At 63.0% G+C, this 25,706-nt stretch carries 23 protein-coding genes; 15 read left to right on the top strand and 8 right to left on the bottom strand.

Annotation, left to right across the window (positions count from 1 at the left end; translation table 11 throughout):
- Window positions 1-59: 59 nt before the first annotated feature.
- The 4 genes from ACQ4WO_RS09525 to ACQ4WO_RS09510 form a co-directional block, all read right to left on the bottom strand.
- The gene (locus ACQ4WO_RS09525) at window positions 60-1,193 is read right to left on the bottom strand and encodes an ABC transporter ATP-binding protein (protein WP_436481169.1); all 1,134 of its coding nucleotides are present in this window, start codon (window positions 1,191-1,193) and stop codon (window positions 60-62) included.
- Window positions 1,194-1,203: 10 nt separating this feature from the next.
- Window positions 1,204-2,043 carry a carbohydrate ABC transporter permease gene (locus tag ACQ4WO_RS09520; protein WP_046684851.1) on the bottom strand — a complete coding sequence of 280 codons (840 nt, stop codon included), beginning with the start codon at window positions 2,041-2,043 and terminating at the stop codon, window positions 1,204-1,206.
- A gap of 8 nt (window positions 2,044-2,051) precedes the next feature.
- A complete protein-coding gene (locus tag ACQ4WO_RS09515; RefSeq protein ID WP_436481168.1) occupies window positions 2,052-2,966 on the bottom strand; it encodes a carbohydrate ABC transporter permease in 915 nt (304 codons plus the stop codon).
- A 114-nt stretch (window positions 2,967-3,080) separates the two neighbouring features.
- Window positions 3,081-4,343, bottom strand: coding sequence for an ABC transporter substrate-binding protein (locus tag ACQ4WO_RS09510; RefSeq protein ID WP_139092696.1), 1,263 nt, complete (start codon window positions 4,341-4,343; stop codon window positions 3,081-3,083).
- A 355-nt stretch (window positions 4,344-4,698) separates the two neighbouring features.
- On the opposite strand from ACQ4WO_RS09510, the gene ACQ4WO_RS09505 reads away from it, so the two are divergent.
- Genes ACQ4WO_RS09505 through ACQ4WO_RS09495 form a run of 3 tightly spaced genes read left to right on the top strand, consistent with a single transcriptional unit; the run spans window position 4,699 to window position 8,171 of the window.
- Entirely contained in the window at window positions 4,699-6,027 is a 1,329-nt protein-coding gene (locus ACQ4WO_RS09505; protein WP_436481167.1) for an ABC transporter substrate-binding protein, read from the top strand.
- Complete coding sequence (locus tag ACQ4WO_RS09500; protein WP_034757625.1) at window positions 6,002-6,715, top strand: response regulator; 714 nt, start codon at window positions 6,002-6,004, stop codon at window positions 6,713-6,715. The genes ACQ4WO_RS09505 and ACQ4WO_RS09500 overlap by 26 nt, the downstream gene beginning before the upstream one ends.
- Window positions 6,708-8,171, top strand: a complete 1,464-nt coding sequence (locus ACQ4WO_RS09495) for an ATP-binding protein (protein WP_436481166.1) — start codon at window positions 6,708-6,710, stop codon at window positions 8,169-8,171. The genes ACQ4WO_RS09500 and ACQ4WO_RS09495 overlap by 8 nt, the downstream gene beginning before the upstream one ends.
- 12 nt (window positions 8,172-8,183) lie before the next feature.
- Here ACQ4WO_RS09495 and ACQ4WO_RS09490 read toward each other — a convergent pair whose 3' ends face one another.
- On the bottom strand, window positions 8,184-9,404 hold the full coding sequence (locus tag ACQ4WO_RS09490) for a hypothetical protein (RefSeq protein WP_436481165.1): 1,221 nt from the start codon (window positions 9,402-9,404) through the stop codon (window positions 8,184-8,186).
- A gap of 248 nt (window positions 9,405-9,652) precedes the next feature.
- Between ACQ4WO_RS09490 and ACQ4WO_RS09485 the strand changes: the two genes are divergently transcribed.
- Window positions 9,653-10,030 carry a type II toxin-antitoxin system RelE/ParE family toxin gene (locus ACQ4WO_RS09485; RefSeq protein ID WP_425324045.1) on the top strand — a complete coding sequence of 126 codons (378 nt, stop codon included), beginning with the start codon at window positions 9,653-9,655 and terminating at the stop codon, window positions 10,028-10,030.
- Complete coding sequence (locus tag ACQ4WO_RS09480) at window positions 9,999-10,325, top strand: helix-turn-helix domain-containing transcriptional regulator (protein ID WP_230518719.1); 327 nt, start codon at window positions 9,999-10,001, stop codon at window positions 10,323-10,325. The genes ACQ4WO_RS09485 and ACQ4WO_RS09480 overlap by 32 nt, the downstream gene beginning before the upstream one ends.
- Before the next feature lie 15 nt (window positions 10,326-10,340).
- On the opposite strand, the gene ACQ4WO_RS09475 is transcribed toward ACQ4WO_RS09480, so the two are convergent.
- The 3 genes from ACQ4WO_RS09475 to ACQ4WO_RS09465 are packed head-to-tail and all read right to left on the bottom strand — an operon-like array spanning window position 10,341 to window position 13,249.
- A complete protein-coding gene (locus ACQ4WO_RS09475) occupies window positions 10,341-11,363 on the bottom strand; it encodes a Gfo/Idh/MocA family oxidoreductase (protein ID WP_436481164.1) in 1,023 nt (340 codons plus the stop codon).
- A gap of 34 nt (window positions 11,364-11,397) precedes the next feature.
- Window positions 11,398-12,390: an inositol 2-dehydrogenase gene (iolG, locus tag ACQ4WO_RS09470; protein WP_436481184.1), complete on the bottom strand. Its 993-nt coding sequence runs from the start codon at window positions 12,388-12,390 to the stop codon at window positions 11,398-11,400.
- Entirely contained in the window at window positions 12,383-13,249 is an 867-nt protein-coding gene (locus ACQ4WO_RS09465) for a MurR/RpiR family transcriptional regulator (RefSeq protein WP_034757651.1), read from the bottom strand. The genes iolG and ACQ4WO_RS09465 overlap by 8 nt, the downstream gene beginning before the upstream one ends.
- 248 nt (window positions 13,250-13,497) lie before the next feature.
- On the opposite strand from ACQ4WO_RS09465, the gene ACQ4WO_RS09460 reads away from it, so the two are divergent.
- From ACQ4WO_RS09460 to ACQ4WO_RS09415, 10 genes are all read left to right on the top strand, one after another.
- On the top strand, window positions 13,498-14,547 hold the full coding sequence (locus ACQ4WO_RS09460; RefSeq protein ID WP_436481163.1) for a sugar ABC transporter substrate-binding protein: 1,050 nt from the start codon (window positions 13,498-13,500) through the stop codon (window positions 14,545-14,547).
- Between the two features lie 174 nt (window positions 14,548-14,721).
- Window positions 14,722-15,855 (top strand): ABC transporter permease, encoded by a 1,134-nt coding sequence (locus ACQ4WO_RS09455; RefSeq protein ID WP_319993144.1) that lies wholly within the window; start codon window positions 14,722-14,724, stop codon window positions 15,853-15,855.
- A 3-nt stretch (window positions 15,856-15,858) separates the two neighbouring features.
- Window positions 15,859-16,644: an ATP-binding cassette domain-containing protein gene (locus ACQ4WO_RS09450; RefSeq protein ID WP_070290739.1), complete on the top strand. Its 786-nt coding sequence runs from the start codon at window positions 15,859-15,861 to the stop codon at window positions 16,642-16,644.
- Window positions 16,645-16,652: 8 nt separating this feature from the next.
- Window positions 16,653-18,599 carry a bifunctional 5-dehydro-2-deoxygluconokinase/5-dehydro-2-deoxyphosphogluconate aldolase gene (locus ACQ4WO_RS09445; RefSeq protein WP_436481162.1) on the top strand — a complete coding sequence of 649 codons (1,947 nt, stop codon included), beginning with the start codon at window positions 16,653-16,655 and terminating at the stop codon, window positions 18,597-18,599.
- Window positions 18,596-20,428 carry a 3D-(3,5/4)-trihydroxycyclohexane-1,2-dione acylhydrolase (decyclizing) gene (iolD, locus tag ACQ4WO_RS09440; protein WP_436481161.1) on the top strand — a complete coding sequence of 611 codons (1,833 nt, stop codon included), beginning with the start codon at window positions 18,596-18,598 and terminating at the stop codon, window positions 20,426-20,428. Before ACQ4WO_RS09445 ends, iolD begins: the two co-directional genes overlap by 4 nt.
- A gap of 1 nt (window position 20,429) precedes the next feature.
- Window positions 20,430-21,344 (top strand): myo-inosose-2 dehydratase, encoded by a 915-nt coding sequence (gene iolE / locus ACQ4WO_RS09435; RefSeq protein ID WP_436481160.1) that lies wholly within the window; start codon window positions 20,430-20,432, stop codon window positions 21,342-21,344.
- Window positions 21,341-22,138, top strand: a complete 798-nt coding sequence (gene iolB, locus ACQ4WO_RS09430) for a 5-deoxy-glucuronate isomerase (RefSeq protein ID WP_436481159.1) — start codon at window positions 21,341-21,343, stop codon at window positions 22,136-22,138. The genes iolE and iolB overlap by 4 nt, the downstream gene beginning before the upstream one ends.
- A 14-nt stretch (window positions 22,139-22,152) precedes the next feature.
- The gene (locus ACQ4WO_RS09425) at window positions 22,153-23,652 is read left to right on the top strand and encodes a CoA-acylating methylmalonate-semialdehyde dehydrogenase (RefSeq protein WP_436481158.1); all 1,500 of its coding nucleotides are present in this window, start codon (window positions 22,153-22,155) and stop codon (window positions 23,650-23,652) included.
- Between the two features lie 73 nt (window positions 23,653-23,725).
- Window positions 23,726-24,364: an ANTAR domain-containing response regulator gene (locus ACQ4WO_RS09420; RefSeq protein ID WP_436481157.1), complete on the top strand. Its 639-nt coding sequence runs from the start codon at window positions 23,726-23,728 to the stop codon at window positions 24,362-24,364.
- Between the two features lie 157 nt (window positions 24,365-24,521).
- On the top strand, window positions 24,522-25,700 hold the full coding sequence (locus ACQ4WO_RS09415) for a CmpA/NrtA family ABC transporter substrate-binding protein (RefSeq protein ID WP_436481156.1): 1,179 nt from the start codon (window positions 24,522-24,524) through the stop codon (window positions 25,698-25,700).
- Window positions 25,701-25,706: the final 6 nt, after the last annotated feature.

The following is a 25,706-nucleotide window of genomic DNA, read 5'->3' as shown; positions in this document are numbered from 1 at the left end:
TGGGCACGTCGTACCGGATCGCTGCCGATCCAATCGGGGGGCTGCCTGGGCGGAAAGGCTCAGGCGGCCAATATCTGTTTCGATGAAATCAGGTTGCCGGGCTGGCGCCGCGTGCGCGCCACGCCTTGCGCGTCGAACAAATGGAAGGCGCTGCTGGCGGCCGAGACCGTGAATGGCTGGCCCAGCGGCACGCGGTTGTTGCCGTCGCCGCGTATCACCAGTTCCTGGCCGTTGTCCAGCGCCAGGTAAATGAAGTTGGCTTCGCCCAGGTGTTCGACCAGGCTGACGACGCCCTGGAAGCGGGCGCCGCCGTCGCCATTTTCCAGGATGTGTTCGGCCCGCAGGCCCACCGTGACGGCGTCGCCCGGCAGCAGGCCGGCCGGATCGACGAGGGCCGTGACTTCCTGGCCGCTGGCCAGCGCCACGCGCACGCCGTCGTCCTGTGCGGCGACGACCTTGCCTTCGAAGAAATTCATCATCGGTGCGCCGATGAAGCCGGCCACGAAGCGGTTCGCCGGCTGCTGGTACAGTTCCAAAGGCGTGCCCGCCTGCTGGATATGGCCGCCATGCATGACGACGATCTTGTCGCCCAGGGTCATCGCCTCGACCTGGTCGTGCGTGACGTAGACGATGGTGGCGTTCAACTGGCGGTGCAGCTTGGCAATTTCCAGGCGCGTCTGCACGCGCAGGGCCGCGTCGAGGTTCGACAGCGGCTCGTCGAACAGGAACAGCTGCGGTTCGCGCACGATGGCGCGGCCGATGGCCACCCTCTGGCGCTGGCCGCCCGACAGTTCGCGCGGCAGGCGTTCCAGCAGGTGGTCGATCTTCAGGATGGCGGCCGCGTGGCGCACGCGCTGGGCGATGGCTTCCTTGCTGGCGCCGGCGATCTTCAGGCCGAACGCCATGTTGCGGTACACGCTCATGTGCGGATACAGCGCATAGCTCTGGAAGACCATGGCGATGCCCCGTTCGGCTGGCGGCAAGTCGTTGACGACCTTGCCGCCGATGGACAAGGTGCCTTGCGAAATGCTTTCCAGGCCGCACAGCATGCGCAGCAAGGTCGATTTGCCGCAGCCGGAAGGGCCCACCAGCACGACGAATTCACCGTCGCGGATGTCGAGGTCGATGCCGGCCAGCACATTGTGGCGGCCGTCGTAGGATTTGGTCAGTTGTTGCAGGCTTACATGGGCCATGGCGCACCTATTATTTGACCGCGCCGGACGTCAGGCCGCGGATCAGTTGACGAGAGAAAATGACGTACATGACGAGCACGGGAATGACGGCCAGCGACAGCGCCGCCAGCACGGAGTTCCAGTCCGTCACGTATTGCCCGATGAATTGCTGCACGCCCAGGGTGACGGTCTTGGTACGGTCCGATGGCGCCAGGATCAGCGGGAACCACAGGTCGTTCCAGGCGGGAATCATGGTGAACACGGCCACCGTGGCGATGGCGGGGCGGATCAGGGGCAGGATCACCTGGAAGAAGATGGCGAATTCGCCCACGCCGTCGCAGCGCGCCGCATCCTTCAGTTCGCGCGGCACCTGGCGCACGAATTCGGACAGGATCATCACGGCCAGCGGCAGGCCCTGCGCCGTGTACACGAGCACCAGCGCCGTCAAGGTGTTGATCAGGTCGAGCCGCACCACCAGTTCCAGGATGGAGACCGTGCCCAGGCGGATGGGGATCATGATGCCCAGCGCCAGGTACAGGGTCAGCAGGCGATTGCCCGTAAACGTGTATTCGGACAAGGCCCAGGCTGCCATGGCGCCGAACAACACGATCAGCAGCAGCGACAGCAGGGTGACGAACAGGCTGTTGCCGAAGTACAGCAGGAAGTCGGAATTGGCCAGCACCTTGTGAAAACCCACGAGCGAAAAGGTGGAAGGCGTGGGCAAGGCCAGCGGATTGTCGAAGATGGCGGCCCGCGTCTTGACTGAGTTGATCAGGATCAAGACGATGGGAAACAGGGCGATGATGGTGTAGCCGGCCAGGATCGCATGCACGGCGGCGCGGCCCAGGGGGCGGGTGGAAACGTTGCGCATGGCGGCCTTTACAGTTCGTAGCGTGTCAGCTTGCGCTGCACGAAAAAGAAATACACGCCCACGCCCACGAGGATCACGAGGAACATCATGGTGGCCACGGCGGCGCCCATGGTGGGGCTGCCCAGCTGAGCCTGGTAGCCGAAGAAGGTGCGGTAAAAGAAGGTGCCGAGGATGTCGGTGGCGTAGTTCGGTCCCGCCAGCGCGCCTTTCACGGAATACACGAGGTCGAAGGCATTGAAGTTGGCGACAAAGGTGAGGATGGTCACCAGCCCCAGGGTGGGCCAGATCAGCGGCAGCTTGATTTGCCAGAAGATGCGCATGGCGCTGGCCCCTTCCGCGTGGGCCGCCTCGATGATTTCCTCGGGCACGGCCAGCAGGGCCGCATAGATCAGCATCATGGGGATGCCGATGTATTGCCAAACGGAAATGAGGGCGATGGTCAGCAGGGCCGTCGATTCCTGGCCCAGCCACGGCGCGAAATAACTGCCGATGCCCACGCCATCCATCAGCGATTGGCCCACACCCCACAGCGGCGACAAGATCAGCTGCCAGATGAAGCCGATGATGACGACGGACAGCAGGGTCGGCAGGAAGATCAGGGTACGGTAGCTGCGCTCGCCCTTCAAACCCTTGAGGCTGAAGAGGGTGGCCAGCAGCAGGCCGATGGGATTTTGCAGCAGCATGTGGATGAGGAAGAATTTGCAGTTGTTCCACATCGCATTCCAAAAACTTTGCGACCATTGCGGGTCGAACAGGATGGTGGCGTAGTTGGCCAGGGCGGCAAAATGGTGCTGGCCGCTCTCATCGGTCGTGTACAGGCCCAGGCGCAGGGTATCGGCCAGGGGCAGGGCACTGAACAGCGAGTAAATGACCAGCGCCGGGGCCAGGAACACGAGCACGTGCCATGGGAAAGTTTTTTTCACGGCGAAACTCCAGACGAAGAAAAGCACCGGCGGCGGGGCCGCCGGCAAAACCGTGCCACCGGCTGCCGCATCGCACTGCTCAGGCCGGTTGCTCGGGGAGGGTAGACATGGTGATTACTGTTGCGGCTTGTACCACTTGGCAAAGCCGGACTGGATCTGGCGCGCCGCGTCTTTCGGCGCCAGCTTGCCGTTCAAGACCTGGGCATTGACGTTCCACAGCTCGTTTTCCATGCTCGGCTCGCCACGGTTGAGGATTTGCGCGTTCAGGCGGATGGTCGAGGCGCAACTGGCGCGCCAGCCGTTCATTTGCTTGGCCAGCGGGTCCTTGATGGAGATCAGGTGGTTCGACAGCGAAAAGAAGCCTGTCACCTTGTTGGTGTAGATGTCGGCGAATTCCTGCGAACCGAGCCAGGCGAGGAATTTGTAGGCGTCTTCCTTGTTCTTCGACTTCTTGTTGACGCTCATGCCGATGTCCGTGTGGTCCGAGATATAGCACTTGTCGCCGGCCTTGCGCACGGGAGGGTTGAAGGCGCCCAGTTCCAGTTCCGGGTCTTGCTTGAAGTAGGCGATGTCCCAGGAGCCGGACGGGTAGATGGCGGCCTTGCCCAGCGCGAACTGGTTCTGGCTGTCGCCATAGGTTTGCGCGCTGGCGCCCTTGGACAGATAGCTGCCCAGGCGGGCCTCATATTCCCATGCGGCGACGAATTGCGGGTCGGTAAATTTGGCCTTGCCGGCGATCAGCGCCTTGCGGCCCTCTTCACCCTTCCAATAATTGGCGCCGATGCTGGTGAACACCACCTGGTTCGCTTCCCACTGGTCGGCCGTGCCCAGGGCCAAGGGCGCATATTTGCCGCTCTTCTTGACCGTTTCCAGCACCTTGAAGAATTCCTCTTCCGTGGCGGGTGGCTGCAGTTTCAGTTCGCGGAAGATTTTCTTGTTGTACAGGAAGCCATGCATGACGGACGCGATCGGCATGCAGAAGGTGTCCTTGCCATCGTCCGTCTGCCACGCCACCTTGGCCGAGGCGGGGAAGTTGTCCATGCCGGCCTTGCCGTCGAGTTTTTCCAGCTGGCCCCGCTTGTACAGGGCCAGCGAGACGTCGAACGGGCGGCAGGCCAGCAAGTCGCCGGCCGTGCCGCCGCTCAGGCGCGCGTTCAGGGTGGAATCGTATTCGGTGGGGGCCGTGGGCGAGAACTTGATCTCGATGCCCGGATGTTTTTTCTGGAAGGCGGGAATGAGCACCGTTTCCCACAGGGTCTTGTCATCCACGCGCCAGCTTTCGATGGTGAGCGTGCCCGCCTGTGCCGTGCCGCTGGCCAGCAGCAGGGCCAGCAATGTATTGCGCGCGGCCACGCCGCCTTTTGCATGCAGTTGCATGTCGTCTCCTTGTTGGTGTTGGTCTTGTTTGGCTGCCTGTTACGCTGCAGTTGGCGGACAGTAGCATCGGGGGAAATGTGACGCCAGCGTCCGGCATTGCACCGGCGACTATCGCCTATCCTGTTGATTTGAAAGCATAAATTTATACTGCGCACATCTGCCTGCTTACCTTTCCTTACCGATGTCCGCTGCCGTGGCGCGCCGCGCGGGGCGTCGGGCGCGTGGGGCTCCTTGTGCGGTGCGCAAGGTAGTGCAACAAAAGCTCACGTTTCTTTACAAATCAGGGGACGAAATTACCAACCTGCTGTTTTGTAGTTGGGCTATAGTTTGTCGCGACAAGAACAAGGGGACAGGATTGAAGACGCCGCCGCACAGCACCGCCGACCGCCATGCCAGGGCCGCCCGCCGTCGCGGCGTGGCGGCGCTGGCGCTGCTTGCCTTCATGTGCAGCGGCGTGCCAGCGAGGGCCGAAGCGCTGCAGGTGCTGCACTGGTGGACCTCCGCCGGCGAACGCCGCGCCGCCGACGTGCTGGTGGCGCGCCTGGCGCAGGAAGGCGTTGAATGGCGTGACGCGGCCATCGCGGGCGGCGCGGGCGTCGGCGCGGGCAAGGTCTTGAAGAGCCGCGTGCTGGCCGGCAAATCGCCGGAAGTCATGCAGCTGATCGGCTATACCTTGGGCGAGTGGAGCGACCTGGGCTTGCTGCTGCAGCTCGACAGCGTCGCCGCCAGCAACAACTGGCGCGCGACCATGTATCCCACCGTGTGGGGCTTGCTGCAAAACCGCGGCCATACGATGGGCGTGCCGGCCGGCATCCACCGCATCAATACCCTGTTTTACAACCGCAAGATCTTCCAGCGCCTGGGCCTGGCCGTGCCGCGCAGCTGGAGCGACTTCGAGCGCGTGGCCGGCAAGCTGCGCCAGGCCGGCATCACGCCGCTGGCGCAAAGCAGCGAAGCGTGGCAGGTGGCGACCTTGTTTGAAACGCTGGTGCTGGCTGAATCGGGGCCCGCGTATTACCGCGCCCTGTTTGTCGACAAGAAAGCCGAGGCGTATGCGGACCCGCGCCTGCGCCACGCCTTGCAGCGCTTGAGATCGCTGAAACAATGGATGGGCACGCCGCTGCGCGAACAGGGCTGGCCCGAAATGGCGCGCCAGGTGGGCGACGGCGAGGCGGCCATGTACATCATGGGCGACTGGGTCAAGGGCGAGCTGAACGCCTGGGGCCGCGCCACGGACGAGGTCTTCGGCTGCGTCGCCGCGCCGGACACGGGCGACTACCACCTGTACAGCATCGATACCCTGGCCATGTTCGCTTCCGATTACACGCATCAGGGCGCGCAGGAAAAGCTGGCGCAGGTGGTCGCTTCGCTGCCCGTGCAGCTCGAATACAGCCAGGTGAAGGGGTCGATTCCCGCCTTGCGCCAGGCCGACCTGTCGCGTCTGGACAGCTGCGCGCGCGCCTCGGCGCAGGCATTCGCGCGCGGCGCCGCGTTCCAGGCGCCCAGCCTCGTGCACCGCATGGCCACCGATGAAACCAGCAAGGATGCCATCATCGCCGAAGTGCACCGCTATTTCCTCGATGAGACGATCAGTGCGGCCGACGCGCAACGCCGCATCGGCAGCATGTTGCAGGCGCTGAATAAAAAAGGACGAGACCATGTCACGCAAAATCCTCGTCGTTGACGACGATCAAAAGACCCGCATGCTATTGAAGGCCTACCTGGAAAAGAACCAGTACGAGGTGGGCCTGGCGCACGATGGCGCCACCTTCCTGGCCGAATTCCACCGCCACGTCGACAGTCTGTCGCTGGTGATCCTCGACGTGATGCTGCCCGACACGGATGGCTTTGCCCTGTGCAAGGTGGTGCGCGCCCGCTCGAACGTGCCCATCATCATGCTGACGGCCAGCTCCGACGAGACGGACCGGGTGGTGGGGCTGGAACTGGGCGCCGACGACTACATCGCCAAGCCCTACAGCCCGCGCGAATTGCTGGCGCGCATCAAAGCCATTCACCGCCGCACGGGCATCGACGCGGCCGCGCCGCCCCGCTATTACCGCTTCGTCGGTTTCACGCTCGACACGCTCGAGCGCACGGTGACGGATGCCGATGGCGAAGCGCTGCAGCTGACGGGCCTCGATTTCCAGCTGCTGCGCTACTTTGTCGAGCATCCGGGCGATATCCTCGACCGCAGCGTGCTGTGCGAACAGACGCGGGGGCGCGACGCGGGGCCGCTCGACCGCTCGCTCGATGTGCAGGTGAGCCGGCTGCGGCTGCGCCTGAAGGACGATGGCAAGCAGCCCATGCTGATCAAGACGGTGCGCGGCGCCGGTTATGTGTTTTCGGCCGACGTGAGCAGTGGACATGCCTGAGCGGGGCGTGCGTCGGTTGCTCGAGCGTCTGCTGCCGCCATCGCTGCTGGGGCGCCTGTCCGTGGTGATGGTGGCCGGCGTGCTGGCCACGCAACTGGTGGGCAACCTGATCTGGGCCACGCAGTTGCGCCGCGATTCGGCCGTGGAGGCGCGCATGGCGTCGCAGCACCTGGCCCGCAGCGCCGCCAGCACCATCCGTTTCTTCCTCAGCCTGCCGGCCAACTACCGCCCCATCCTGATCCAGCAATTTCGCGAGATGGGAGGCACGCGCTTCTTTGTCAACGTCAACCAGGGGCCGCTGGCCATCCGCGAAATCGCCCCGCACGCGCTGGCCGAGACGGTGGTGGCCACGGTGGGCGCGGCGCTGAAGAGCGACTTGCCGCAGCTGGCCGGCTACCGCGTGGGCTTCGCCTGGCCGAGCGACCTGGTGGTGGCCGACAGCGGCGCGCACATCGGCGACTTGCCGGAAAACTGGGTCCAGCACATCTTGCTGCTGAAACCGAATCCCGCGCCCGTCCTCGTGATCCAGGCCGAGCTGGAGCCGGGCAACTGGCTGTACCTGGCGGCACTGATGCCCAACCCGTATTTCTTGCAAAGCAGTAATCCGTGGACACTCGACCGGGTATTGCTGCAAGCGTTGTCGCTGGCGGCCGTGCTGCTGCTGTCGATCCTCGTCGTACGCTGGACAACACGGCCGCTGGCGGCCCTGTCGGACGCGGCCGAAGCGTTTGGCCGTGGCGAGACGCCGCCGCCGTTGCCGCAGACGGGCAGCCGCGAATTCGTGCAGACGGCGCGCGCCTTCAGCGGCATGCGCGAACGCATCCAGCGCTACCTGGAAGACCGCGAACGGCTGTTCGTCTCGATTTCGCACGACTTGCGCACGCCCATCACGCGCCTGAAATTGCGCACGGAATTGCTCGACGACGACGTGCAGCGCAACGAATTCCACGATGACCTCGATGAGCTGGACATGATGGTCAAGGGGGCGCTGCAATGCGTGAAGGATAGCGACATCCATGAAAACGCCACCGAGGTGCGCCTGGACCCTTTGCTGCAACGCATGGTGCGCGGGACACAGCTGGCCGGCCATGTCGTGCATTACGTGGAGACGGACCTGAGCGTGAAGGCCAAGCCCCTGGCCCTGAAGCGCGCCATCGGCAACTTGCTCGACAATGCCCTGTTTTACGGCAAGACGGCCCACTTGTCGGCGTGCCGCGAAGGTACCAACGTGGTCATCCGCATCCGCGATGACGGCCCCGGCGTGGCCGAAGAGGCGTTCGCCAGCCTGTTCCAGCCCTATGTGCGCCTGGAGCATGGCCGCGAGCAAAACGCGCATGGCATGGGATTGGGGCTCGGTATCGCGCGCAGCATCGTCCAGGCCCACGGCGGCGAGCTGACCCTGGCCAACCACCGCGAGGGCGGCCTGGAAGCGACCATCCGCCTGCCGGCCCAGTAAGCGACGTCAGCCTTACCCGGCCAGCAGTGCGCTGGGCACGCGCGGCGCGGACATCAGGTCGCGGAAGGCGGCCCAGTGCTCGGCGCGCGTCGCGCCCTGGCGCTCGACATAGGCTTTCGCCATGTCCTGGCCCAGGTTGTAATTGATGACGTAGGCGCCCATGGCGTCGTAGAACTGCAGGCGCTGCGCGGATTTTTCGGCCGGGTACAGGCGCACGTTGACCAGCCATTCCAGCGCTTCTTCGCGGCCCAGGCTGCCTTCGAGGTATTGGCGCGCGATGTCGTTGTCGGCATAACCGAGCTTGGCCAGCAGCGCGTTGAGTTGCGCATAGCGGGGCGCCAGCGCCGGGTCGAGGCCGGCCAGCGGGTACAGCACCTGTTGTTCGAAAGCCAGCCGTTCTTCGTCCGTGAAACTCAGTTCGATGCCGTAATTGGCCGTGCCTTCGGCGATCAAGGATTGCGGCGAATACAGCGGATAGATGCAGTATTCCATCCAGCCCTTGCCACGCACCAGGTCGCGCTCGAGCAGCACGTTGTAGACATGGTGGCCCGGATACGCTTCGTGGCAGCCGAGGTCGACGGCGCGATCGATGTACACGGGCAAGTCCGTATTGATCTGGATCACGCTCTGGTAGTTGCCCTTGTACCAGTTGTAGCCGCTCCACGGCTTGTCGGTGACAAATTCCAATATGAAATCTTCGCCTTCGGGCAGGGCGATGTAGCGCAAGGTGCGTTCGCGGCCCGCGCGGATGGCCGCATCCATGACGGCGTGCAGCTTGCCGGCGGGAATGATGAGCTGTGCGCGCAAGGCGTTCACCCTGTCGCTGACCGTGCCGTCGCCAGGCAGCAGCGCGTCGATCTGCGCCACCAGTGCTGCATAGTATGCGCGGCTGTGATGGGGCGAGACGGCGTCGTACAGGCGCGCGCTTTCCGTATCGAAATCGAGGCGCGTTCCCTGCAGCATCTCCGCGCGCGCCAGCACAGCTTGTAATTGCTTGCGCAGGTTGAGGGCGCGTTGGCAAGTTTCACCGGCCAGCATGGCCAGCGCCTTGTCCGTCGCGGCCTGGATGTCGCTCAAACTCAGTTGCTGTTCTAGCGCCTCCTGTTGCCATGCGGGCGGGCCGTAATAGGCGTCCACATACGAGGCATCGTGCTGGCCCATGGCCAGGACCAGCTTGACGTAGCGTTCGGCCACGTCGGCGAGAGTAGGAGAGTTGCTGTCGTTGTTTGTCATGGTGGCCTGGTTGTGCGGTTGGGCAGGCGCTTATTGTATAGCGCAACAGGCTGGAGCGAGGCACGGACACGGAGCACGGACGGGCGGCCTCATTTCCCTATAACAATTAGAAAAATGCATCTTGATATAGCTCAGTGAACCCGGCGTTCGCGGCCTGCGCGTGCGTTTTTGGTAGCAAGATGGCGTAGTCTTCTTTTTTTCGCATATACGTGATTTTCTTCTTGATTTTTCTTCGTTTATGGACGAATATGATGTACGAGATCCGGCACTATCTGACGTCATCGGGCAGGGATTTATATACGGAATGGCTGAAGCGCCAGCGCGATAATACGGCCAGGGTGGCCATCGTACGACGCGTGCTGCGCATGATGCCCGGTAATTTTGGCGACCATAAATTTTGCCACGATGGCGTGTGGGAATTGCGCATCGACGTGGGTCCTGGTTACCGTATTTACTATGCCATCGACGAGGGCCAGATTATTTTGTTGCTGTGTGGTGGCGACAAGCGCACGCAGTCGAAAGATATCGAATACGCCTGTGCCTGCTGGCACGACTGGAAGGAGAGAGGACATGAAAGAGGACGTGAAACAGGTCATGAGCAAACCACCAAGAGACCGCTCGCATGATGAAGCGATGGCAGAACTGTACCGCGATGATCCCGCCTTCGCCCTTGAACTGATCAACAACATCCTCGTCGATGGCGACCACGGCGAACTCCTGAGCGTGCTGCGCCAGCTGACGCGCGCCTTTGGCGGCGTGCCCGCCGTGGCGCAGGCGGCCAAGCTCAATCCTACCCAGCTGTACCGCACCTTGTCGCCCGATGGTAATCCATCCCTGAGCACCTTGACGGCCATCCTCGATGCCATGGGCTTGCGGCTGGCCGTGGAACCCAAGCAGCCATTTCCCGCACCGGCTGCCTGAGTTCTTTGCACGCGGCTAGAATTCCACCGGGCGCGCTTCGCGCATCGCTTGCGTCATGGCCAGGCCGATGCGTGTCGCTTCCGTCGCATCGTGCAAGGTCAATGACAAGGTGCGCCGGCCCAGTGCCGCATCCGTGAACTCCTGCGCCTCGATTAAAAAGGCGTCGGCGAAGCGGGCATAGAAGTCCGGCGTGCACTCATTGCGCACGCCATGCGCATCCGAAATTTCCACCCGGTTCAGGCGCGGATTGCTGCCCACGGCCAGGCGGCCCCCCGTGCCGAACACTTCCGTCAGGGTTTCATGGCCATGCGCCATGGTGCGCGAGGCCATGAAGCTGGCCATGCTGCCATCGGAAAATTCGACCGTTGCCAGCCCGTTGTCGACGTCGCCAAATGCCTGCAAGCCCGTGTGGATGGCGTTGGTGCCGCTCGCATACACGCGTTTGGGTGCGGGGTTGCCCAGCAGCCAGCGCGCCAGGTCGATATCGTGCACGCTGCAATCGAGGAAGATGCCGCCGCTGGTGGGGGCGAAGCGCATGAAGGCGCCGCTGGGATCGTTCTGGTCGCAAGTTTGCGAACGCACCAGATACGGCTTGCCGATGAGTCCCTGGGTGATTTTTTGCTGCGCGTCATGATAGCTGGCGTCGAAACGGCGCACGAAGCCGATCATGATCGTCAACTGCGGGTGGCGCGCCGCTTCCGCTTCCACCTTCAGGCAGTCGGCCAGGTCCAGCGACAGCGGTTTTTCGCAAAACACGTGCTTGCCGGCGCGCAGGGCGGCGATGATCTGGTCCGCATGCAGCGAGGTGGGCGTGACGAGGAAGACGGCGTCCAGGCCCGGGTGGGCCAGCAGGGCCTCGTAATCGGCATAGCCGGTGGTGATGCCGAGCTGGCTGGCTGCCCAGTCCAGTTCGGCCGGCACGGGGCTGCAGGCGGCCACCACTTCGGCATTCGGCACGCGCTGCGCCAGGTTGATGGCGTGGCGCTGGCCCAGCCGGCCCAGGCCGACGATGCCGACTTTTAATGTTGGGGATGACATGGTGTCTCCAGATTTTTTATTGTTGTTTATAAAGTTACGACGCCAGGGTCACGACACGACCCTCGCGCCACGACAGCGTCGCCGCTTCGGCCAGTTCCAGCGCCTTCAAGCCATCGTGGACCGTCGTGCGCAGCGGCGTGCCATGGGTGAGGGCGTCAAAGAAATGCGCCATTTCCTGCGCATACGCCACGCGGTAGCGTTCCAGGAAAAAATCTTCCGGCCTGTCCACGCTGACGTTCACAGCACCATAGGCCGTCACTTCCGTCGGCTTGTGGTTGCCCGCCTGCAGCATACCGGCGCTGCCCAGCACCTCGAAGCGCTGGTCGTAGCCGTAGGCGGCGCGGCGCGAGGCATTGATCTGGCACAAGCGTCCCTTGTCCGTGCGGATGGTGACGACGGCCGTGTCCAGGTCGCCCGCCTCGCCGATGGCCGGATCGACGAGGCAGCTGCCCGTGGCGTGCACGCTGACGGCTTCATCGTCGAGTATCCAGCGGAAGATGTCGAAATCGTGGATCAGCATATCCTTGAAGATGCCGCCCGAGACCTTGATGTAGCTGACCGGTGGCGGGCCCGGGTCGCGGCTGGTGACGACCAGCAATTCCGGCGTGCCGATTTCGCCCGCTTCAATGCGTGTCTTGACGGCATTGAAAGTCGGATCGTAGCGGCGCTGGAAACCCAGCATGCACAGCACCTTGGCTTCCTTGACGGCGGCGGCGCAGGCGCGCGCCCGGTCGATGGTCAGGTCGACGGGTTTTTCGCAAAAGATGGCCTTGCCGGCGGCGGCCGAGCGCAGGATCAGGTCCGCGTGCGTGTCCGTGCTCGAGGCGATGACGACGGCCTTGATGGCCGGGTCGGCCAATGCCGCCTCGACCGTGGCGCTGCTGCCGCCATGCAGGCCGGCCAGCGCGGCGGCCGCTTCCTGGTTGACGTCGACCACGTACTTGAACTGCATGCCGGGTTGGGCAGCCAGGTTGGCCGCGTGGATTTTGCCGATGCGTCCGGCGCCGAACAACGCTACTTCAATCATCATGTTCTCCTGGGGTGTGGATTTCTTCGATGTCGAGCTCTAATTTGTAGGCCAGCGCGATGAACAGCGCCTGGCACAGGCAGATGGTGCTGGTCAGCGAGCGGAAGGCGAAGGCGCTGCCCTCGGTGACGGTGAGCAGCGCGTCGGCGGCCCGCGCGAGCGGGGCCAGCTTGCTGTCGGTAATCACGAGGACCTTGGCGCCCTTGTCTTGCGCCGCCTTGATGCACTGCTGGGTTTCCTTGCCGTAAGGCGAGAAACTGATGGCGATCGCCACATCGCGTTCGCGCACGCTGCGCATCTGTTCGCGGTGCATGCCGCCCAGTCCGCTAATCAGGTGCACGCGCTTGTCCGTGTGTTCGAGCGCGTAGGCGATGTAGGAGGCGATCGGGAAGGACCGGCGCACGCCGATCACATAGATGTTTTCCGCTTTCAACAGCAGGTTGACGGCTGCTTCCAGCTGCGCGTCGTCGAGTCCGGCCGCCAGGTCGTCCAGACCGGCGCGGCTGGCGCCGACGAATTCGCGCGTCAGGTCGCCTGCGCTCAGGGCTGCGTCGCGCGTGGAAATGAGTTTGCGGATGCGCTGCTGGTAGTCGGGCGTGGCGCCGGCCTGGTCCGTATAAGCCTGGCGGAACACGTCTTGCATTTCGGAAAAGCCCGTGTAGCCGAAGCGCTGCGCGAAACGCACGATGGCGGACGGCTGCACGTCGCAAGCGGCGGCGATGTCGCTGATGCGCTCAAGCATCAGGCTGGCCCGATGCTTTTCAATGTATTGCGCGATGACTTTCAACTGGCGCGACAGGTTGTCGTACTCGGCGGCAATGTGCTGCATCAGTTGTTCGATGGGGGCGGTGGCTGCCATGTTTTTTTCCTTGGTGTACTTGCCGGACCGCTGTCTCCGTGCGGCTGGTTCTGGCGAGAATTATAGGAGGGAATCTTAAAAATAGAAACGAATTTCTATTTAAATTTATTTTGAAAATTTTATTGCATTTGTCTTTTTTGTGGCCTAAGCTGTGCGCAGTGCATCGGTTCGTGTGCCGCAAGGCCAGGCCGGTGACACCCTTCATAAAAGCTCGCAACTATAAAAATTAATCCGTCTAGGAGACATTCATGCATAGCAATAAAAGCAAGGGTTTGATGAAGTGCCTGGCCATCGCCAGCCTGGGCCTGAGCCTGGGTTTGAGCACGGGCGCCAGCCATGCTGCCGGCGAGAAATTTGTCATGGTCAGCCACGCGCCGGACTCCGATTCCTGGTGGAACACCATCAAGAACGCCATCAAGCAAGCCGGTGAAGATTTCAACGTTTCCGTCGACTACCGCAATCCGCCGAATGGCGACCTGGCCGACATGGCGCGCCTGATCGAGCAGTCGGCCGCGCGCAATTACGATGGCTTGATCGCCGACATCGCCGACTTCAGCGTGCTGCAAAAACCGCTGGGCACGGTAGTGGCCAAGAAAATCATGCTCGTGACCATCAATTCGGGCACCCTGGCGCAAAGCGAACAGTTGAAAGCCATCATGCACGTGGGCCAGCCCGAGTATGACGCGGGCCTGGGCGCCGGCAAGCGCGCCAAGGAAGCGGGCATCAAATCGTTCGTGTGCGTGAATCACTATGCGATGAATGCGTCGTCCTTCGAACGCTGCCGCGGTTTTGCCGATGCGCTTGGCGTCGACTTCAAATCGTCCACGCTCGACACCAATGGGGTCGACCCTGGCGTGATCGAAAGCAAGGTCAGCGCCTATCTGCGCAGCAATCCGAAGACCCAGGCCGTGCTGGCGCTGGGACCGGATTCGGCGCCAGCCGCCATGCGCGCCGTCGAGAAGCTGGGTCTGAAAGGCAAGATGTACTTCGCCAGCTTCGACTTGTCGGAAGAGATCGCCAAGGGCATCAAGGATGGCAGCATCCAGTTCGCCATCGATCAGCAGCCCTACCTGCAAGGCTACATTCCTGTCGCCGTGATGGCCATCATGAAACAGCAAAAGATCACTGACCTGGCCAAGGTCAAGGAAATCCTGATCGCCAATCCGAAATACCAGGCGCGCCTGGCGGAATACGGCCTGACACCGATCTACGGCCCACGCCACATCAGCTCCGGCCCCGGTTTCGTGACCAAGGAAAACATTTCCAAGGTCGAAAAATACGCCGGCCAATACCGCTAATCCACACAGTCGCCACCGGGTTTGCCCAGCGCCGCACCGCCTTCAGCGGGCGGCGCATGGGAGGAACACGCCTGGCGCCAGCGATGCTGGCAGGAAAGTAATTGAAATTGGTAACAAGTATCACTGAAAGGACATCGTATGAATGCGCTCAAAACCAGCCTGGCCAGCCCCGGCATGAATCCTCCTCCGCCTCCTGGCGCCTCCAGCAAGCCAGTTGCCGCCGCCGACGAGCGCGTGGGCACGACCAGCTGGGTCAAACGGTTTTTTGGCCGCCCCGAGTTCGCCTCGATTTCCGGCGCGGTGCTCGTGTTTGCCTTCTTCGTCATCACGGCCGGCGACTCCGGCATGTTCAACCTCGATGGCGTCGTCAACTGGATGCAAGTGGCGTCCTACCTGGGCATCATCGCCATCGGCGCCTGCCTGTTGATGATCGCCGGTGAATTCGACCTGTCGATCGGTTCCATGATCGGCTTTGCCGGCATGATGATCGCCATCCCGACAATCTATTTCCACTGGCCACTGTGGGCCGCCATCCTGTTTGCCTTCGCCGGTTCCATGGCGCTGGGCTGGCTCAACGGCTACATCGTCATCAAGACGCGCTTGCCATCGTTCATCGTTACCCTGGCATTCCTGTTCATCCTGCGCGGCCTGACCCTGGCCCTGTCGATCATGTTTGCCAACCGCACCATCGTCAGCGGTGTGGGTGACCTGGCGGCGCAGGACTGGCTGGCCAGCCTGCTGTTCCACGGCAATGTGGCCACTGGCCTGTTCCAGTGGATGGGCGCGCATGGCTGGATCGCCGTACTCGACGACGGCTCGCCGCTGGTCAAAGGCATTCCGAAAGTCATCGCCTGGTGGCTGGTGCTGGCCGCCGGTGCCGCGTTTGTCCTGTCGCGTACCCGTTTCGGCAACTGGATGTTCGCCGTGGGCGGCGACGCCAACGCGGCCAAGAACGTGGGCGTGCCAGTGCGCAAAGTGAAAATTTCGCTGTTCGTCTTCACGGCCTTCTGCGCCTGCCTGTTTGCCACCTTGCAAGTATGCGACGTGGGTTCGGCCGCCGCCGACCGCGGCATGCAAAAGGAATTCGAAGCCATCATCGCGGCCGTCATCGGCGGCGCTTTGCTGACGGGCGGCTACGGTTCCGTCGTCGGCGCCTGCTTCGGCGCGCTGATCTTCGGCGTGGTGCAGATCGGCATCACTTATACCAACATCAATTCGGATTGGTTCCGCGTGTTCCTCGGCGTCATGCTGCTGATCGCGGTGCTGTTCAATAACTTTGTACGCTCACGCGTCACGGAAGCGAGATAAATCATGAGCGAGCATATTCTTGCCCTGGAAAATGTCAGCAAGCGCTTCGGCTCCGTGCTGGCCTTGCAAAACATCACCATGCGCTTGCGCGAGGGGGAGGTTCATTGTTTGCTGGGCGACAACGGCGCCGGCAAGTCCACCCTGATCAAGACCCTCGCCGGCGTGCACAAGCCCACCGATGGCCAGTACCTGGTCGATGGCAAGCCCGTCGTCTTCAATTCGCCCAGCGAAGCGTTGGACATGGGCGTGGCCACCGTCTACCAGGACCTGGCGCTGGTGCCGCTGCTGTCCGTGGCGCGCAATTTCTTTATGGGCCGCGAGCCGATGAAAAAGCTGCTGGGCCTGGTGCCCGTGATGGATATCGATTATGCGGCCGAGACGGCGCGCGACAAGCTGGCCGAGATGGGCATCATGGTGCGCGACCCGCACCAGGCCATCGGCACCATGTCGGGCGGCGAGAAGCAGTGCCTGGCCATTGCCCGCGCCATCCACTTCGGCGCCAGGGTGCTGATCCTCGACGAGCCGACGGCCGCCCTGGGCGTGAAGCAATCGTTCAATGTGTTGAAACTGATTTACAAGGCGCGCGAGCGGGGCATTTCCGTGATCTTTATCACGCACAATGTGCACCATGCGTATCCGGTGGGCGACTCGTTCACGTTGTTGAACCGGGGCAAGTCGCTGGGCACCTTCACCAAGGATACGGTGAGCAAGGATGCCTTGCTGGACATGATGGCGGGCGGTGCGGAAATGCAAACGCTGATGAGTGAACTCGACGGTGTCACGATTTAAGGATAGCCATGAATAATTCCACACAATTTGCCCAGGGCCGCGCGCTCGACGTGATCTGCCTGGGCCGCCTGGCGGTGGACCTGTACGCGCAGCAGATCGGCAGCCCCCTGGAAGACGCGACGAGCTTTGCCAAATACTTGGGCGGCTCGTCGGCGAACATCGCCTTCGGCACGGCCCGGCTGGGCTTGAAGTCCGCCATGTTGTCGAAAGTGGGCGACGACCACATGGGCCGTTTCCTCACCGACACCCTGTCGAAGGAGGGTTGCGACGTCAGCCACGTGGGCATCGACCGCGACCGTTTGACGGCTTTAGTCATGCTGGGCATCAAGGACAAAAACACGTTTCCCCTGATTTTCTACCGTGAAAATTGCGCCGACATGGCCATCGACGCATCGTCGGTGGATGCGGCTTTCATTGCCTCGAGCAAGGCGCTGTTGATCACCGGCACGCATTTCTCCACGGCTGCCATGCACGCCGTCAGCACGCAGGCATTGCAGCTGGCCCGCGCCAACAACGTGCGCACCGTGCTCGACATCGATTACCGGCCCGTGCTGTGGGGCTTGTCGGGCAAGGCCGATGGCGAAACGCGTTTCGTTTCGAACGAAGGCGTGACCAAGCATCTGCAAAGCATCCTGCCGCAATTCGACCTGATCGTCGGCACGGAAGAGGAATTCATGATCGCCGGCGGCGGCGCGGACATCATGGCCAGCTTGCGCGCCGTGCGGGCCGCCACCCTGGCCACCCTGATCGTCAAGCGGGGCCCTCTGGGCAGCGCCGTCATCGACAATGTGGTGCCGCACAGCCTCGACGATGCATATAACTACCGCGGCGTGCGCGTGGAAGTGCTCAACGTGCTGGGCGCGGGAGACGCGTTCCTGTCGGGCTTCCTGAAAGGCTGGCTGCGCGGCGAGGATTACGAAGCGTGCTGCCGCTACGCGAACGGCTGCGGCGCCCTCGTCGTGTCGCGCCACGGCTGCGCGCCGGCCATGCCATCGCCCGTCGAGCTCGACTATTTCCTGGCCAATGCGGCAAAGCTGACGCAGCCGGACCAGGACGCCACCTTGTCCCGCTTGCACCGCACGACGGTAGCGCGCAAGCAATGGGATGAGTTGTGCGTGTTTGCCTTTGACCACCGCACGCAATTCTTTGAGCTGGCGCAACAGACAGGTGCGCCCGAGTCCGCCATCGCGGCCTTGAAACAATTGATGGTGCAAGCCGTGGCGCAGACGGAAACGGCCTTGCAGCTGGCCGGCAAGACGGGCGTGCTGATCGATGGCCGCTATGGCGTCGCTGCCCTCAACGATGCGACGGGACGTGGCTGGTGGATAGGCCGTCCCGTGGAATTGCCGGGATCGAACCCGCTGCAATTCGACTGGGGCCGTTCCATCGGCTCGCACCTGCTCAGCTGGCCCAAGGAACACGTGATCAAATGCCTGGTGCAGCTGCACCCGGACGACGCCGTGGAAAACCGGCTGGAACAGGAAGCGCAAATCAAGGCACTGTACGATGCGGCGCAAGTGAGCGGTCACGAACTGTTGCTCGAAGTCATACCGTCGGAAGCCTTGCCGCACGGTGACGACACGGTCTTGCGCGCTGTCAAGCGTCTTTACAATCTGGGCATTTACCCGGAATGGTGGAAGCTGGAAAGCATGTCGGCCCAGCAATGGCAAGCCATTGATGCACTCGTGCACGAACGTGATCCGTATTGCCGTGGCGTCGTATTACTTGGCTTGAACGCACCGATTGCCGCCCTGGCCGACAGTTTCGAGCAAGCCAGTGCCAGCACGACGTGCCGCGGTTTCATGGTGGGCCGCACCATCTTCCAGGAACCGAGCCGCCGCTGGCTGGCGGGCGAACTCGACGATGCAGACCTGATCGCCGCCGTGCGCGCCAACTTCGAGCAGCTCATTAGCTTGTGGCAGCGTACGCGCAACCGTCTGGAGCGTGCGGCATGAAGACCACCACGATCCGTTTGACCATGGCCCAAGCGCTGGTGCGCTACCTGGCCGCCTTGCGCACGGACGATGGACAGCCCTTGTTCGGCGGCGCCTTCGCCATCTTTGGCCACGGCAACGTGGCGGGACTGGGCGAAGCGCTGTATCAGTACAAGGATGTGTTCCCCACTTACCGTGCCCACAATGAACAGGCGATGGCGCATTCGGCCATCGCCTACGCGAAAGCCCACATGCGCCGGCGCATGATGGCGGTGACCAGTTCCATCGGTCCGGGCGCGACCAACTTGCTGACGGCCGCCGCCTTGGCCCACGTGAACCGCTTGCCCGTACTGCTGTTGCCCGGCGACGTGTTCGTCTCGCGCGCGCCGGACCCGGTACTGCAGCAGCTGGAAGATGGCACGGATGGCAGCGTTTCGGTGAATGACGCTTTCAAACCTTTGTCCCGCTATTTTGACCGCATCGTCTATCCGGAGCAGCTACTGACGGCCTTGCCGCGCGCCATTGCCGCCTTGACGGATCCGGCCGCTTGCGGTCCCGTGACCTTGTCCCTGCCGCAAGACGTGCAAACGATGGCGTATGACTATCCGGCGGACTTTTTCGAACCAAGAGTTGTGCGTTTCCGTGCCGTGCCGCCTGTCGAGCAGGAACTGGAAGAGGCGGTGCTGCTCTTGAAAAACGCCAAGCAGCCGCTGATCGTGGCTGGTGGCGGCGTGCTGTATGGCCAGGCCAGCGCCGCCCTGCAGGCGTTTGCCGAGCGCCATGGCATACCCGTGGCGGAAACCCAGGCGGGAAAAAGTGCCTTGTCGTGGGACCACCCCTTGCAGCTGGGCGCCATCGGCGTGACGGGTTCGCCAGCGGCAAACGCGCTGGCGGCGGACGCGGATGTGGTGCTGGCCGTCGGCACGCGACTGCAGGATTTCACGACGGGTTCGAATTCCCTGTTTGCGCAGGCGCAACTGGTGAGCCTGAACGTCAACAGTTTTGACGCCCTGAAACGCCGCGGCCTGGGCCTGCAGGCGGACGCGACACTCGGCTTGCAAGGCCTGTCGCGGCTGCTGGGCAGCTGGAATAGCGCGGGCCAGTGGATGGACCGGGCACAGCAGGCAGGGAACGCGTGGCGCGATGCGGTCAAAAGCATCACGGGCAAACGCGACGTGGCCGGCTTGCCGTACGACGGCGAAGTCATCGGCGCCGTGCAACGTTCTTCGGCGGACTCGACCGGCAACGATATCGTCGTCTGCGCGGCGGGCACCTTGCCGGCCGAGCTGCATAAATTGTGGCGCACGTCGACGCCGGGCGGCTACCACATGGAGTACGGCTACTCGTGCATGGGCTATGAAATCGCCGGTGGTCTCGGCGTCAAGATGGCCAAACCCGATGCCGAGGTCATCGTCATGGTGGGCGATGGCAGCTATCTGATGATGAATTCGGAAATCGCCACGTCCGTCATGCTGGACAAAAAACTCATCATCGTCGTGCTCGACAACCGGGGCTATGGCTGCATCAACCGCCTGCAGCAGGCGTGCGGCAACGTCTCGTTCAACAATATGTTGCCCGACAGCGCACCGCACATCGACTTTGCCCTGCATGCGCAATCGCTGGGCGCGCTGTCCGAACACGTGGGGTCGATTGCCGAACTGGAGCAAGCCATGCTGCGCGCCCGCGCCGCACCGCGCACGTATCTGATCTGCATCGATACGGACGACACGCGCACGACGGAGGAGGGTGGTTGCTGGTGGGAAGTGGCTGTGCCCGAAGTCTCCACCCAGCCAGCCGTGCAAGCTGCCCGTGCCCGTTATGAACTTGACCGCCTGAAACAAAGGAATTGAGATGAATACATGGAATGTGAAGATCGGCATCAACCCGATCTCGTGGATGAACGACGACTTGCCGAGCCTGGGCGGCGAAACCCCGCTGGAAACAGCCCTCAAGGAAGGCGCCGAGATTGGCTATGTGGGTTTTGAGCTGGGCAACAAGTTTCCGAAAGATGCCCCGGCCCTGAATGCGGTGCTGGGCAAGTATGGCCTGGCGTGCGTTTCCGGCTGGTATTCGGGACGGCTGGCGCACCGGTCGGTCGAAGAAGAGATCGCTTCCGTCGGCCCGCACTTGCGCTTGCTGGCCGACAGCGGCGCCACCGTCATGGTCTACGGCGAAGTGGCCGACGCCATCCAGGGCGAAGCGCGCCCGCTGTATAAACGCCCGCGTTTCCAGTCGCAGCAGCAATGGCAGGACTACGCCCACAAATTGACGGCGTTTGCCAAGCATCTGCTCGCGCACGGCGTGCGCCTGGCCTATCACCACCACATGGGCGCCTATGTGGAAACGCCGGCGGACGTGGATCAGTTGATGGCTTTGACGGGTGCCGAAGTCGGCTTGCTGTTCGACACGGGCCACATCACGTTTGCCGGCGGCGATGCGCTGGCGGTGCTCAACAAGCATATCGACAGGATTTGCCATGTGCATTGCAAGGACGTGCGCCCCAACGTCGTGAAACTGGCGCGCAATGGCCACTGGAGTTTCTTGCAGGCCGTCATCAATGGCGCTTTCAGCGTACCTGGCGACGGCAGTATCGACTTTCCGGCCATCCTGACGCGTTTATATCTGCACGGCTACGAAGGCTGGCTGGTGGTGGAAGCGGAGCAGGATCCGGCCGTGGCCCCCAGCTACGAATACGCGAAGATGGGCCACGACTACCTGGCCAACCTCGTCGAGGCCATCCCGCGCCTGGGCCGGGAGGCGGCATGAGCCCGCTACTGGTGAAAGCGGACAAGGCCGGCGGCAAGATCGTCGAGGTGACGCCCGAGTCGGCCGGCTGGACGCATGTCGGTTTCGCCGCGCACCGGCTTCAGGCGGGCGAATCGCTGAGCTTGGACACGGGCAAGCGCGAGCTGTGCATCGTCGTGCTGACGGGTACGGTCACCGTACAGGCCGGTGAACAGGAGTGGCGCGAGGTCGGTAACCGCCAAAGCGTCTTCGAGGACCGTTCGCCGTACGCCGTGTATGTCCCGCTGGATACAGCGGTCGGTATCACGGCCGTGAGCAATGCCGAGGTCGGACTTTGCAGCGCGCCGGCCACGACCCACCGTCCGGCGCGCCTGATCGAACCATCGAGTATGGCGCGCTCGGTGCGCGGCAAGAGTGCGAATACCCGCTATGTGTGCGACATCCTGCCGCAGACGGCCGAGGCCGACGGCTTGCTGGTGGTCGAGGTGGTCACGCCATCGGGCCACTCGTCGAGCTATCCGCCGCACAAGCACGACAGCGACAACGTGCCGCTGGAAAGCTCGCTCGAAGAAACCTATTACCACCGCCTCAACCCCGAACAGGGCTTTGCCTACCAACGAGTCTACACGGACGACCGCTCCATCGATGAAGCCATGGCCGTGGAAAACCACGACGTGGTAATGGTGCCCAGGGGCTACCACCCCGTGACCGTGCCGTATGGCTACGACGGCTATTACCTGAATGTGATGGCCGGCCCCAAGCGGGTCTGGCATTTCAAGAACGACCCGGCCCATGACTGGCTGATGACGAAATAACCTAGGACAAAACAATGACAACCATGATGATTGGCCACTTTATTGGTGGCAACCCGATGGCTTCGCGCTCAGAGCGCACGAGCGATGTGTTCAATCCCGCCACGGGTGCCGTGACGGCCAAGGTGGCGCTGGCCACGCCTTCCGAACTGAACGCGGCCGTGGCCGCCGCCCATGCGGCGTTTCCCGCCTGGTCGCAAACCTCGCCGCTGCGCCGCGCCCGGGTCATGTTCAAATTCAAGGAATTGCTGGAAGAGCACTCGGATCAACTGGCTGCCCTGATCACGGCGGAGCACGGCAAAGTGTTTACGGATGCCAAAGGGGAAGTGACGCGCGGCATCGAAGTGGTGGAGTTTGCCTGCGGCATCCCGCAAATGATGAAGGGAGAATATTCGGAACAGGTGGCCGGCGGCATCGATGCCTGGTCGATTCGCCAGGCGCTCGGCGTGTGCGTCGGCATCACGCCATTCAACTTTCCCGTGATGGTGCCGATGTGGATGTTCCCGATGGCCATTGCCTGCGGCAATACGTTTGTCTTGAAACCGTCCGAGCGCGACCCGTCGGCCAGCCTGCTGCTGGCGCAATTGCTGACGGACGCGGGCTTGCCCGATGGCGTCTTCAATGTGGTGCAGGGTGACAAGGAAGCCGTGGACGGATTGCTGCACCACCCGGACGTGCGCGCCGTCAGTTTCGTCGGTTCCACGCCGATTGCCGAATATATCTATGCGACCGGCTGCGCGCAGGGCAAGCGCGTGCAGGCGCTCGGTGGCGCGAAGAATCACATGGTCGTCATGCCCGACGCGGACATTGCCCAGACGGTCGACGCGCTGATGGGCGCGGCATTTGGCTCGGCCGGCGAGCGCTGCATGGCCATTTCCGTGGTGGCGGCGGTGGGCAATGTGGCGGACCAGCTGGTCGAAGCCTTGGTGCCGCGCATTGCCGCCTTGAAAATCACGCAGGGCATGGATCTGTCGGCAGAGATGGGGCCCGTCGTCACGCAAGTGCACAAGGACAAGATCGCCGGCTACATCGCCAAGGGTGTGGAAGAGGGCGCCAAGCTGGTGGCCGACGGGCGCGGTTTCGTGCTGCCTGGCCATGAGCAAGGGTTCTTCCTCGGCGGCAGCCTGTTCGACCACGTCACGCCGGACATGACGATCTACAAGGAAGAAATCTTTGGCCCCGTGCTGTGCATCGTGCGCGTGCCGGACTTTACGACGGCGCTGGACCTGGTCAATGCGCATGAGTACGGCAATGGCACGGCCATCTACACGCGCGACGGCAACACGGCGCGCGAATACACGCAACGCGTGCAGGTGGGCATGGTGGGCGTGAACGTGCCGATCCCCGTGCCGATGGCTTTCCACAGCTTCGGCGGCTGGAAGCGCAGCCTGTTTGGCGACCACCACGCGCATGGCCCGGAATCCGTGCGTTTCTATACCAAGCAGAAGGCCGTCACGCAGCGCTGGCCCGCATCGACGGCCGCCGGTGCCGAGTTTGCCATGCCGACTCTGAAGTAAAGCACCTTCAGGCGCGGCTGGTTCGCTTCTTGCTTACTGCAATGGTTGTGTTTAGCCATTGCAGATCGCTCCCATGACGTCCAGCCGTACCCAGCCTTTGCGCATCGTTGTCGTCAACACTATTGTCGAGCACGGCGTGCACGAGAATGCGGCCTTGGCTGCTCAGGTGCAGCGCGGCAATGCCTTGCGCATCGGCTTGCTGGAATCGGGCTTCGACATCGTCGCCTCGCTGCCAGCCGACCTCTACCTTCCCGAGCGCATCGCGCAACTGCAGCCTGATCTCATCATCATCGATGCCGAATCGGACGCGCGCGACGTGCTTGAGCACATCGTCATCGCCACGCGCGACGAGCGCCGCCCCATCGTGCTGTTTACCGAAGACGGCGCCACGGCCAGCATCGATGCGGCCATGGCGGCCGGCGTGTCCGCGTATATCGTGGCCGGCCTGCATGCCGAGCGCATCTTGCCCGTGCTGAACGTGGCCCTCGCGCGCTTTCGCCAGGAAGAAAAACTGCGCGCCGAATTGCTCGACACGCGGCACAAGCTGCAGGAACGCAAGGTGATCGAACGGGCCAAGGGCCTGTTGATGACGCATCACGGCTTGACGGAAGACCAGGCTTACCAGCGCTTGCGCAGCATGGCCATGAACAAGAAACTCAAACTGGCGGAAATTGCCCAGCGTATTCTCGACGTGGAGGACTTGCTGGGATGAAGCGCGCATTTCCTGACACATGCTGGTGCACCGCACCATTCCGGTGCATTTCTGGCTGCCTGGGGCCGGGCACGCACAGGCACGGTCCTTGCTGCTGGATGGCTATGGCCTTGTCCATGTCGGCGCGGCAAAACAGTAATTATCAGCAAGGAATGGTATGACACAGCAAGCGGGCACGAGTGCCCACGCGATGCGCTCCATGCATCCGGAAAAACAGACGATACGCATCGGCTACCTGCCGCTGACCGATTGCGCCTCGCTGGTGATGGCGTCAAAACTGGGTCTCGATGAAAAATACGGCATCAAGATCGAACTGAGCCGGGAGATGTCGTGGGCCGGCGTGCGCGACAAATTGAACAACGGCGAACTCGACGCTGCCCACGTGTTGTACGGTCTCGTGTATGGCGTGCAGATGGGCATCGGCGGGCAGCAGCACGACATGGCCGTGCTGATGAACCTCAATCACAGCGGCCAGGCCGTGACCTTGTCGGCGGCGCTGGCGCGCGAGGGCGCCCACGATGGACCATCGCTGGCGCGGCACATGCGCGCCGCGGCGCGGCCATTTGCGTTTGCGCATACTTTCCCGACCGGCAACCATGCGATGCTGCTGCAATACTGGCTGGCCGCGCATGGCGTCGATCCGCTGCGCGACGCGCGCGTGATGACGGTGCCGCCGTCGCAGATGGTGGCCGCCTTGCGCGCGGGCCAGATGGATGGTTTTTGCGCCGGCGAACCGTGGGGCTACAAGGCCATCGTCGATGGCGTGGGCGTGACGGCCACCACCAGCGGCGCCGTCTGGCCCGACCATCCGGGCAAGGTGCTGGGCACCAGCGCCGCGTTTGCGCAGCAGCATCCGAACAGCTGCCGCGCCCTGATCGCCGCCGTGCTCGAGGCGGGACGCTGGATCGACGCCAGCGACACCAACCGGCTGGCCATGGCGGCCACCCTGGCCGAGCCCGCTTATCTGCATACGCCGCAGGAAACCCTGGCGCCGCGCATCCTCGGCCATTACCAGGATGGTCTGGGCAAGACCTGGGACGAGGCGCACGGCTTGAGGTTTTATGGCGAGGGCGCCGTCAATTTCCCGTATTTGTCGGACGGCATGTGGTTCATGACCCAGCACCGGCGCTGGGGCTTGCTGCGCGACGAACCCGATTACCTGGCGGTGGCAAGGCAAGTCAACCGCATCGACCTGTACCGCCAGGCGGCGGAGATGACGGCCACGCCTTTGCCGGCATCCCCCATGCGCAGCTCGACCCTGTGCGACGGCGTCGTGTGGGACGGCAGCGCGCCGGAAGCGTACGCGGCATCGTTTGCCATCGGCCACTTTTTCTGATTGGAG

The organism is Janthinobacterium aestuarii, from assembly GCF_051380835.1.
Taxonomy (GTDB): Bacteria; Pseudomonadota; Gammaproteobacteria; order Burkholderiales; family Burkholderiaceae_D; genus Janthinobacterium; species Janthinobacterium aestuarii.
The sequence above is the reverse complement of the archived record's forward strand: the minus strand, read 5'-3'. Positions and strand labels throughout refer to the sequence as shown.

What these genes read in the sequence shown, in the direction of transcription:
- ACQ4WO_RS09520 (WP_046684851.1), bottom strand. Translation starts at nt 2,043, where the DNA reads ATGCGCAACGTTTCCACCCGCCCCCTGGGCCGCGCCGCCGTGCATGCG.
- ACQ4WO_RS09480 (WP_230518719.1), top strand. Translation starts at nt 9,999, where the DNA reads ATGAGCAAACCACCAAGAGACCGCTCGCATGATGAAGCGATGGCAGAA.
- ACQ4WO_RS09495 (WP_436481166.1), top strand. Translation starts at nt 6,708, where the DNA reads ATGCCTGAGCGGGGCGTGCGTCGGTTGCTCGAGCGTCTGCTGCCGCCA.
- ACQ4WO_RS09500 (WP_034757625.1), top strand. Translation starts at nt 6,002, where the DNA reads ATGTCACGCAAAATCCTCGTCGTTGACGACGATCAAAAGACCCGCATG.
- ACQ4WO_RS09450 (WP_070290739.1), top strand. Translation starts at nt 15,859, where the DNA reads ATGAGCGAGCATATTCTTGCCCTGGAAAATGTCAGCAAGCGCTTCGGC.
- ACQ4WO_RS09415 (WP_436481156.1), top strand. Translation starts at nt 24,522, where the DNA reads ATGACACAGCAAGCGGGCACGAGTGCCCACGCGATGCGCTCCATGCAT.
- ACQ4WO_RS09455 (WP_319993144.1), top strand. Translation starts at nt 14,722, where the DNA reads ATGAATCCTCCTCCGCCTCCTGGCGCCTCCAGCAAGCCAGTTGCCGCC.
- iolB (WP_436481159.1), top strand. Translation starts at nt 21,341, where the DNA reads ATGAGCCCGCTACTGGTGAAAGCGGACAAGGCCGGCGGCAAGATCGTC.
- ACQ4WO_RS09525 (WP_436481169.1), bottom strand. Translation starts at nt 1,193, where the DNA reads ATGGCCCATGTAAGCCTGCAACAACTGACCAAATCCTACGACGGCCGC.
- ACQ4WO_RS09420 (WP_436481157.1), top strand. Translation starts at nt 23,726, where the DNA reads ATGACGTCCAGCCGTACCCAGCCTTTGCGCATCGTTGTCGTCAACACT.
- iolE (WP_436481160.1), top strand. Translation starts at nt 20,430, where the DNA reads ATGAATACATGGAATGTGAAGATCGGCATCAACCCGATCTCGTGGATG.
- ACQ4WO_RS09465 (WP_034757651.1), bottom strand. Translation starts at nt 13,249, where the DNA reads ATGGCAGCCACCGCCCCCATCGAACAACTGATGCAGCACATTGCCGCC.
- ACQ4WO_RS09445 (WP_436481162.1), top strand. Translation starts at nt 16,653, where the DNA reads ATGAATAATTCCACACAATTTGCCCAGGGCCGCGCGCTCGACGTGATC.
- ACQ4WO_RS09475 (WP_436481164.1), bottom strand. Translation starts at nt 11,363, where the DNA reads ATGTCATCCCCAACATTAAAAGTCGGCATCGTCGGCCTGGGCCGGCTG.
- ACQ4WO_RS09490 (WP_436481165.1), bottom strand. Translation starts at nt 9,404, where the DNA reads ATGACAAACAACGACAGCAACTCTCCTACTCTCGCCGACGTGGCCGAA.
- ACQ4WO_RS09485 (WP_425324045.1), top strand. Translation starts at nt 9,653, where the DNA reads ATGATGTACGAGATCCGGCACTATCTGACGTCATCGGGCAGGGATTTA.
- ACQ4WO_RS09510 (WP_139092696.1), bottom strand. Translation starts at nt 4,343, where the DNA reads ATGCAACTGCATGCAAAAGGCGGCGTGGCCGCGCGCAATACATTGCTG.
- ACQ4WO_RS09460 (WP_436481163.1), top strand. Translation starts at nt 13,498, where the DNA reads ATGCATAGCAATAAAAGCAAGGGTTTGATGAAGTGCCTGGCCATCGCC.
- iolG (WP_436481184.1), bottom strand. Translation starts at nt 12,390, where the DNA reads ATGATTGAAGTAGCGTTGTTCGGCGCCGGACGCATCGGCAAAATCCAC.
- ACQ4WO_RS09425 (WP_436481158.1), top strand. Translation starts at nt 22,153, where the DNA reads ATGACAACCATGATGATTGGCCACTTTATTGGTGGCAACCCGATGGCT.
- iolD (WP_436481161.1), top strand. Translation starts at nt 18,596, where the DNA reads ATGAAGACCACCACGATCCGTTTGACCATGGCCCAAGCGCTGGTGCGC.